We start from the raw sequence: 9,780 nt of genomic DNA on the forward strand, positions 1-9,780 counted from the left end.
CTCAAAAACACGATTCATATCCGAACTACCTGGCAGAAACGTATAAGTAAGATTGACTCTACTAAAGATAAAATCAGAAAATAAACTTATATTAAAAGTTTCTTCCTTTTGAAACCCTTTCAAAATTTCATCTATCAATTGCTGACCTTCTACTAATGGAATAATCTCACTCACTTCATTTTCTATACCCTTGATTATTTCGCCACTTTCATTAAAGTATTCTTTAAAACTCTCTTTACTTTTCAAAAATTGTTGCGCTTTTTCACGAATAGAAAAATAGATTCTCGGTTCTTGAATAGATGTATAAGTAAAAGTTTTTAACTTAGTACAGTGAATAGACAATAAATCACTAAGTAACCAAAGTGTTGTAAAACGTTGTTGTCCATCGACTAAATCTATTTGATTAGTTTCATTATTAGACAACATTACGCCTCCTAAAAAAAAATCATAAGAAATATCTTTTTCGAAAGCATTTTTTAAATCCTCCAGTAATGTCCGGATTTGATTAACTTTCCAAACATACAATCTCTGATAAATAGGAATATTAAAATGCAGATTATTTTTCACAATTTTCTTTAAAGTCAAAATTCCTGAAGCAATAACAGCGTTATCTTTTTGAGATAATTCCTCAAAATTTTCATTTCTATTTAGCAAGGCTTCCATTGACCCAATTTTGTTTATCGTTTAATTCACAATTATTTACACTCCATTTTCCGTAATATTTTTTCACCGTTTGATAGTAATTCTGTCTAGCATTTGAAAGTTTTTTTTCACTAGCATCATTATGATGTATACTAGTCCCTCCATCTTCATTTGATCGATATACAAAACCTTGATAATATTTTTCAGGAATGCTATTTTTTAAATTATGTAGCACCTCATTAGTTAAATAAGCTTGCTCTATCATTAGCAACACATTACCATAATCTCTTAATAAAACAATTGGCGATTGTTCTACTATAGACGAACGATTCATTCTAAAAGCGCCCATAAAATGTTCCAACCATTTACAAAATTCTTCTATCTTTTCAGCACCAAACTTGTCATAATACATCACTACAGCTAGCTGATACAAATTGATAAAATATTCATTGTACAATTGATAAATTAGCTTAGTAATCATTTTTATATCTCCTTCAAATTCATCTCTAAACAGATAATTAAAAATGGAAGTATATTTTTCGGTATAAAGAAAAAAACCGATTCCCTTTTGTATAGGCTGATTGATTGTAAAAGGAATATCCAAACTATCATCACCATATAATCGAATGGTAGATTTTAACTCTGGTTGCATTTGTTTGTTAAACTGCAAGCTTGTTCCTAAGGTGTTTCTAAACGAAGGGTATAATTTAATATTATCTACAGCATCAAAAACAACCGTATTTTTCTGAAAATTATCTAATAAGGATTTTCTAGTTGCAAACAACAACTTATTCTTCGACCAATAACGAGCCCTCCAAAGTTGTTGGATAAAAATTTCGTTGAGTGATTTTAAATGTGGTTTGGTTTTAACTTTGGAATTATTAAGTGCGTTTACTTGATCAAATTTTTTAGCAAAATGACGTAAATAATGAGGGTAATTATTCAATTCTCGTAAATGATAAGATTTGAAATAATCAACTTCATCTAAAGGAACACCTCTATTATTTTGACTTTCAAAAAAAACAAAAGCATCATCTTCTGATTGAGTAATAATAACAGAACATACTAATTTCTTAATAATCTCATTAAAAGACTGTACTACTAAGCTATCTTTTAAATTTACCAAGAGATTTCTATTTTCGAGAATATGCTCTGCAGAGATTTTAGATTGATAATTAAAACTAAAAATCCCCTTATGTAATACAGAGTTTACACCATTCCATGCATAGTCCATGATCAACAAGGTAGTTAAACGCTGTTGACCATCTATAACCTCATAAATACCATTATTATTATGAATCATAATAGAACCCATAAAATAATCGATTGCATCAGATTTAAAATTTTGTTCTTTAAAAAAATGATCTTTCCAATCTTGTAACAAATCCTCTATATGCTCTTTCGTCCAAACATATGGCCGTTGATAATCTGGTATAGATAATTTAATATTTAAATCATGAAATAATTTATCAATTTCAATTGTTCCTATTTCAAAATTTGCCATTATTTATAATTCTATTTTATAGTTTTTTACTCTGTGACTGAGGTACTCGAAGTCACGCATTAATCATCACCAAAATCATTACGATTAGCTATCGTAGAATCTAACTCAGCATCTTGATCATTAAAATCAAATTCCTTTTTAAGTTTTTTAATATCTATTATATGCACTTTTTCCAGAACCGTTAGCTCCAACAATAGCAGAAACATTTACTTGAATCCCATTTTGTAAGTTATACATTGTAGTAGGAACTGAAGATAGATTGATGATAATGCTTTTCACTTCTGTTTTAGCATCATCTAATTGGATTTCATAATTATTGTAAAACAAATACGGTGTTCCGATTTTTAAATTTTTGCAAAATTTCTGATCGCAATCCTTAAGAGGTACAATTCCAATTAATTTAAAGCCGTTATGATTATTTGCTTTATCCATAATCTCAATTTTATTATATTTAGTTCTGTATATGGGTTTTTATTTAAATACATTTTCCCCTTGGTCGAATTCTGATTTGGTGTATTTCACTATTAATAAGTTATTTACCTTATGTTAAAATATGATCTATTGAATTAAAATTTGGGAGTATCAAATGTAGGTACAATTGATGGTCTATCAATCATGATAGACAATGGCATTGGAAAGTCTACTCCCATTATGATAGCTTCACCTGAACCTAGTGAAGGTAAAAAAGATAATGTTTCTTTATTTGCTGTAGAACATGCACTTGAAATTGCCTCTTTATCATAATGATTAATAAGACGATGAGTTACAAACGTTCCCATTTGACTTAATGTTCCTATGGGGATATCTCTAGGCATTTGGGTAGCTAAACATAAAAATAATCCGTATTTACGGCTTTCTTTAGCAATACTATCGAAGGCACTTAATTCAGTACTTTCAAAATACTCATCTTTTACTTTTTTATTTAAAAACTGATGTGCTTCATCAACAAACAAAACCAATGGTTTTTCTCTAAAAACAAGGGTTCTCGACTTATTTAATAAATATCGTCCTAAAGCATTTGCTAGAATTTCTCTTGCTTGAAAATCATATGGAACATCTTCAAAACTTATTCTTAATATATTTTTATCAGGATTAGTGATAAAAGAATCAATTTTCTCAATGAGATTTAGTGTTGCAGGATTATTAAAGCCAAACATGCCAGTATATTTATCATTCGAAATAATGTTGTTTATTCTAATTATTAAGCTGGTTGAATTACTAAAATTTCTCTCATCTTGTTTTTTAGCCCATTGTTTACCATAGATTTGATAACATTCATTTGAAATTTGATTATGAAGTTGTAGAATTTCAAAGTTATTATGAGTAAAGTTTTCTATAATGCCTTTATATTTATAATAAGCATTATTAAATGGAGATATAAATTGGTCACTTTTTAAAATTAATCCGTTCTCAACAAATACAGATTGGACTCCATCCTTAGTATTAAAAGAAAATATATCATGTGTTCCATTATTACTATGATTATTCTTGGGAATATCGTTAATCAAACATTTAGCTAATTTTAAGGATTTTATAGCTTCTAACAACATTGGTTGCTGAACTTGACCTGATGGTCTAAATAAAACAAATAAATCATTTATAGTTAGATTTTGATATGGAAAATAACTATCAGTAATAAGCTTAGTACTCTCAACTTCAGTCTTGACATCAAAACCACTATATTCACCTGTTGGATCAATGATAATTGCTTTAGAATTAGCCTCAATAATACCTTCTATAAACTTACTTATTGTATAACTTTTACCACCACCTGTTGTGCCAACTACAGCACAATGTCGAGCAAATAGTGATTGTAGAGATAAATTAACAGAAACATTTTTATCATAAATTAGATTACCTAACTTAATGGTAGGTGCTGTTTCTAAATCTTCTGTTTTAACCCCAAATTTTCTAAAATGTGTCGCTAAAAACTCTGAAGAACAAATAAAAACTTTTGACCCAATCAAAGGCAATGAATTTACTCCTTTTTCAATATTTAATGGATCAAATAAATCGAATGATAGCAAAACTTCCAATCTACCAGTTGGGTGAAATTCTTTTGTAGAAAACGTTTTCTCACTCAATTCTAATCTTTCTTTTTCAGGTAATGTGACTTCTAAAAGTTTACAAAGAAAGCCTTTATCTTCTCCTTCAATAACAACATAATTACCTACTAAGCCTCCCTTTAATATTTCAGAATTATGAAAAAATGATTTCATTAAAACTGATGACGGAAAGTGTATTTTAATAAAAGACGGCGAAACATGGTTAACATAGCCTAAAAAGTGACTATGCAGAAACGGGTTAATCTTCATTTATTAAGCAGTTGGTAGATTTATAATTATTTGTTTATTTGTATCGTGATTATATGTTTGTAAATCAGGATAATTATTTGCAAAGTCTTCAAATGTTTCATCTACAATAGTAATGTTGGAATATTTTTCCGCAGCTTCAATAAATGATTTTAAGTTTTCATTAGAATCATCAATACCTTTATTAACTATCATTAATTGAAAGCTTGGATTTTGCTCCAAAGCCTCTATAATGGATGTTACAATGTGTTTATCGCCGAAGCTAAATCCAATAGTAACCAAGAATACATTTTCCTTTCTTAAACTATTTTGAAATCTAGACATCATTTCAAAATATGGTTGCTCGTAAGAACTTTCATATTTTGATTGATGTGGATAGATCATTAAAGGAGATTCAATTCCTTCTCGTTGATAGATTTTATTGTCAATTTTATCCCAATTTACTGAGCCATGTAACTTATATAAATGAAAAACTTTTTCTATAAAATTATCTTCTTCTTTTACTCTACTTTGGTTTCTACTTACTATATCATAATCAAAGTTTCTACCACTAAATATTCTAGGTATGCTAAATGAAAAACCATCTATTACTGTAAAATTATTTTTACTAGCAGCCTGTTCAAACATAGTATCATAATTCAATGTAAACAATTTAAATCTTGGGAGTGTAACTTTTCTCTTCGTCATTTTATTTAATAAAATGGAATGAGGTGCATGATCTGGTAGACTAAGCATACAAGCTTCCTTTATAAAAGTCTTAATCTTGCTAATACAATCCTCTAAATCGATAACAGCTTTATCAACATATGGTATAGCGGGTGTGGCCATAGACAAAACCTTTTCTAAATTTTTAACAATTTCTTCATCTGGCCATTTGTCCTCATATTTGATAACTTCTAATAATTTACTGAATAATTCTGAACCTAATTCTGTTTCAACACCATCCCATAGGCTAACCATCGATTGACCAACTTTGCCATCAACACCCCAATCAATTGAAGAACCTGCACCTGTAAGTAAAACAAGGTTTTCAAATTGATGATTTAAAGTTTTTGCATATTTATTTCTTTTAGTCGCTATAGCATAATCAATTCTATTATCAATGCTTTCTTTAAAATCATGTTCCTTATTATCAATAAATACTTTTATGTCTTCAGGATTTGAATCGTCATAAGCCACAGAACTTTTATTATTGAGTAAAATATATTTCATATTTGGTTTTTTATAAAAATACTACATAAGCCATTTTGGTTAAAAGCTTATGCTTAATTATATGTTTTGATTGTTCCAAGCAAACAAAGATTCTCTCACTTGCTTGACTATAATACCTTTTCAAATATCCCCAAAACTCTAAAATTCATTACTAGCTCATCTCTTAAAACGATCGAGTCATAATCAAAAGTAGACAATGGTTTAAGAATTATTTCTTCATGCTTCCATCCATCTTCATCGGTAGTTTTTTTACTTGTATATTCTTTGATTGTGTAATTAGACCCCATTTCACTATCCCAAATCTCTCTTCCTTCAACAAGCGTAATTAATCCATTCCGACTACCTCCAAAATATTTACGGAATAAGCATATACTACCATTTGGGATCACCTTATTCATCGAATCACCAACTACTTTGCAGGCAAAATAGTCATCAGGATTAGACAATTCTGGCATATTAATGTATTTAACTTCTTCTGCAGCTTGCATATCAGAAAAACTTCCAGCTGCTACAGATATGTCATAATAAGGAATTGTATTTACACCTTGAGAATTCAAAAACTCAAGTGTAGACTTACGCTCATCTGCTTCAAATAATGGAATATATTGGCTGAGATATTTTCTAAGGTTAGGATTACATACATAAACATATGTACCTTCTATTCCTCTCAAAAAGATAGTCTTGTAAATATTGATGATATAGTCTAACAAAATTTCATCATCCTTAATTGAATTCTTTCCGTTTTTATCTTTATAAAGATCTTTATAGACCACTAGTTTCTTGGTTATAAAATCATAGTCCAACTCTGGTCCAATAATGACTCCTGTATAATTCAAGAACAAAGGTACGTTTTTTGAGATTATCTGCTATACAATAGCATTTATGAATATAGCTAAAAAACAAATGAAATACCCATCATAATGAACATTTTATGAGACTAATATCTCCTTAAGATTTGAATACTATATGGTCGCTTTATGCTGACGATTTACACAATTTGATACCATCTGTCAAATTAAGTGTTGACTAATTCAATTTATGAATACATTCACCCCACATTAACTATTTACAATGTCATAAACTACCACGAAGTATTTTCAATCACCGTCTTCAATATTTCAATAGATCTCTTTATTTTAATCTCATTGGATGATGCAAATCCCAATCTAATAGCGTTAGCGTTGAAATTATCATACTTATGAGATTGACCATTTGAAATAAATAAATTCTCTTTTAAACATTTTTTTGAAAGTGTATTTAAATTTATTTCAGGTAAAAATTTTACCCAAATCGCTAAACCTCCATTAGGAACTTCAAAATCAACAAAATTATTTAATTTCATATTTAAATATTCACAGCATATATCCCGCCTTTTAGCATATTGAACAATCGATTTACGAATATATCTATTAAAAGTTCCATCCTCAACCAATTCGGCTATTGTATTATCCATAATATGATCTCCTTGGCGATCGACAACTAAACGAACTTTAGCAAAAAGTTCAATTAATTTAGGATTGGCAACTATATAACCTAATCGGAAAGTCGGTGAAAGATTTTTACTAAAGGATCCACAATAAATTACAGACCCATAATGATCCATACTCGCTAATGGAAGTAATGGGCTTTGATTATATTGAAAATCATAATCATAATCATCTTCAATTATGAAAAAACCAAACCTATTCGCTAATTCTAATAATTTTAACCTTCTATCTAAAGAAAGACTTTTCGTTGTAGGATAGTGGTGGTGTGGCGTTATATAAATAAGCTTAATAGAAGTTTTTGAACAAATATCTTCCAACTGATCAACAAGTAAACCATCTCTATCAACCCCTACTGGGATACAATGACAGTTAGCAAATTGGAATATCTGTTCAGCTCTAGACCAACAGGGTCTTTCTATAATCACTGAATCACCTGATGTAAGTAAAGATTGACTAATTAGATTTAATGCCATAACCGTACCATTACTCGACATAATATGTTCGGATGAGATTTGGAACCCTCTATTTTCATTCAAGAAATGAGACATGACTATTCGAAATTTTTCACCTCCTTTAGGGTTTCCATAACATCCATATTTGTAATAATAGCCTCCTCTATTCATTTGATTTCGATAAGTCTGATAAAATTCTTTGAGAAAACTCAGTTTCGGATCAGGAAATCCATCATCAAAATGAAAATCTGCTTGTGTAACCATTTGAGGAATGGATAAATTGTTGATGTGAGCACTTTTTTTAGAAGATATAATTATTTTATCCACGCCATTCCCCTCTTTGTTTATCTTTTTTTGAGGGCTCTGCTTATTTACTATATTCTGTACATAATATCCACTACAGGCCTTTGATTTAATCCATCCTTGTTGTTCCAATTCTTCATAAGCTTTTACTACCGTGTCCCGATTAACCTTCAATTGCTCAGCTAATCTTCTGCTGCTTGGCAATCTTTGTCCTTTAAAAAAATATCCTGAATTAATATATTTCAAAAGCAATTGGGACAGAGTTAGATATTTACTCTGTCCACCTTTACTTTTAAAATCTAAAGTTAAATTACCCAAAATTGGACTACTCATATTTTAAAAATTGGTTGATTAATACATTCCAATTTAATATTAATTTTGAATAACTAATAAAACAAAATGTAATTCTAATCGAAGGAATTACGTAATTAAATAATAATTATGAAAATAGTGATAGCAGAACTAGTGGATATTTTTAAAATTGAGCCTATATTCAATCTATATCGTAATTTTTACGGGCTTGACACAGATAGAGATTCCGCTTTAAATTTTTTGAGACAAAGACTCGAAAAGAATGAATCAATAATATTTTATGTACAAAAAGGTCCTGATATTTTAGGATTTGTACAGGTATTTAGAACCTTTTCTTCCGCTTCCCTTACTAAGGTTCTTATACTAAACGACCTGTATGTTATAGAATCATCTCGACAACAGGGAGTCGCTTCTGCTTTAATACAAAAGGTATTAGATTATGGGAGGAAAGAACAATGTTCGCGGGTATCCCTCAGCACTGCTCATGATAATCCTGCGCAAGAACTTTATGAAAAAATCGGCTTCCGAGAGAGTACATTTAAATTCTACAACTATACACTATAACAATTGATTATCACTTATTTCCCACTAAAAAAACCTAATTAATGTACATACCTAAAATAAATATATTGAACGATATGGAAGAGATAATATCGTTTATAGATCGATTCAGCTTTGGAATTCTGTTAAGTAAAAATGATGGACGAATTATAGGGACCCATATTCCAATCATTTCGAATCTAAATTCTCAAAATTTAAAACTATATACACATCTAGCTCTTGCAAATAATCAATGGAAAGAAATCGAAAAACAAGAGGTATTGCTGATCTTTTCAGAGCCTCATGCTTATATTTCTACAAATAACTATATAGCAATGGAGGCAGTACCGACCTGGAACTATATGGCTGTTCATATTTATGGGAACGTAAGTATTCTACATAATAAAGATGATATTCAGGGAGTAATGGATCAAACTATTATTAAATATGAGAGAGATTACCTAGGCAAATGGAATAATCTTTCTGAAGAGTTTAAGAACAAAATGCTCAAAGGTATCGTAACTTTAAGAATAGATGTTACTAATATCGAAGCAAAGGCAAAACTTAGTCAAAACAAATCTGAACATGAAAAGGAAAATATTACTGGAAGCTTATTAAATAGTTCTCTACCCTCAGATAAACTTATGGCAGAGTATATGTTGCGTTTTAATAAAAAAAATAACCTTTTTTGAGCCTAATATATCCTTACACTGAGGATACAAATTGTCCAATTTACTTTGATGACGCACACAACTCCTTAACTTGAAACATGAAGAAAATAATATTATTAATTTTTAGTGTACTATTGACTTTTAATGTATTTAGTCAAAATAAGTATCAAACAATAGAAAAAATAATTAATAACAGAGAATATTTAATTGTAAGCAATTGTTTTGACCCCTATAAAACAAGAGTAATCTTTTAAATTTCGCTTGTTAAATTTATGCTACCAAATCCTTCTTTAGGATCAGGTGTTTATCTTTGTTCCATTTCTCCATTGGCGTAATTTTACCTAA

Annotated in this window: 9 protein-coding genes; 2 read left to right on the forward strand and 7 right to left on the reverse strand. The window is 29.5% G+C overall.

The features are described 5' to 3' along the window. The 7 genes from IP023_RS15390 to pdxR form a co-directional block, all read right to left on the reverse strand. A partial coding sequence (locus tag IP023_RS15390; RefSeq protein WP_241791298.1) for a DUF262 domain-containing protein occupies positions 1 to 663 on the reverse strand: 663 nt, incomplete at its 3' end. Further along, positions 644 to 2,146 carry a DUF262 domain-containing protein gene (locus IP023_RS15395; protein ID WP_241791299.1) on the reverse strand — a complete coding sequence of 501 codons (1,503 nt, stop codon included), beginning with the start codon at positions 2,144 to 2,146 and terminating at the stop codon, positions 644 to 646. The genes IP023_RS15395 and IP023_RS15390, both read right to left, overlap by 20 nt. A 147-nt stretch (positions 2,147 to 2,293) precedes the next feature. Continuing rightward, the gene (locus IP023_RS15400; RefSeq protein WP_241791300.1) at positions 2,294 to 2,578 is read right to left on the reverse strand and encodes a hypothetical protein; all 285 of its coding nucleotides are present in this window, start codon (positions 2,576 to 2,578) and stop codon (positions 2,294 to 2,296) included. Between the two features lie 134 nt (positions 2,579 to 2,712). After that, positions 2,713 to 4,365 carry an ATP-binding protein gene (locus tag IP023_RS15405; RefSeq protein WP_241791301.1) on the reverse strand — a complete coding sequence of 551 codons (1,653 nt, stop codon included), beginning with the start codon at positions 4,363 to 4,365 and terminating at the stop codon, positions 2,713 to 2,715. A 99-nt stretch (positions 4,366 to 4,464) separates the two neighbouring features. Continuing rightward, complete coding sequence (locus tag IP023_RS15410) at positions 4,465 to 5,670, reverse strand: SIR2 family protein (protein ID WP_241791302.1); 1,206 nt, start codon at positions 5,668 to 5,670, stop codon at positions 4,465 to 4,467. A gap of 107 nt (positions 5,671 to 5,777) precedes the next feature. Further along, positions 5,778 to 6,506 (reverse strand): S24 family peptidase, encoded by a 729-nt coding sequence (locus IP023_RS15415; protein ID WP_241791303.1) that lies wholly within the window; start codon positions 6,504 to 6,506, stop codon positions 5,778 to 5,780. A gap of 245 nt (positions 6,507 to 6,751) precedes the next feature. Beyond that, positions 6,752 to 8,245, reverse strand: coding sequence for a MocR-like pyridoxine biosynthesis transcription factor PdxR (pdxR, locus tag IP023_RS15420; RefSeq protein ID WP_241791304.1), 1,494 nt, complete (start codon positions 8,243 to 8,245; stop codon positions 6,752 to 6,754). A gap of 108 nt (positions 8,246 to 8,353) precedes the next feature. On the opposite strand from pdxR, the gene IP023_RS15425 reads away from it, so the two are divergent. Further along, positions 8,354 to 8,788 (forward strand): GNAT family N-acetyltransferase, encoded by a 435-nt coding sequence (locus IP023_RS15425; RefSeq protein ID WP_241791305.1) that lies wholly within the window; start codon positions 8,354 to 8,356, stop codon positions 8,786 to 8,788. A gap of 41 nt (positions 8,789 to 8,829) precedes the next feature. After that, a complete protein-coding gene (locus tag IP023_RS15430; RefSeq protein WP_262914430.1) occupies positions 8,830 to 9,456 on the forward strand; it encodes an FMN-binding negative transcriptional regulator in 627 nt (208 codons plus the stop codon). Positions 9,457 to 9,780 lie beyond the last annotated feature (324 nt).

This window comes from Sphingobacterium rhinopitheci (genome assembly GCF_022627575.1).
In the GTDB taxonomy this organism is placed as follows: domain Bacteria; phylum Bacteroidota; class Bacteroidia; order Sphingobacteriales; family Sphingobacteriaceae; genus Sphingobacterium; species Sphingobacterium rhinopitheci.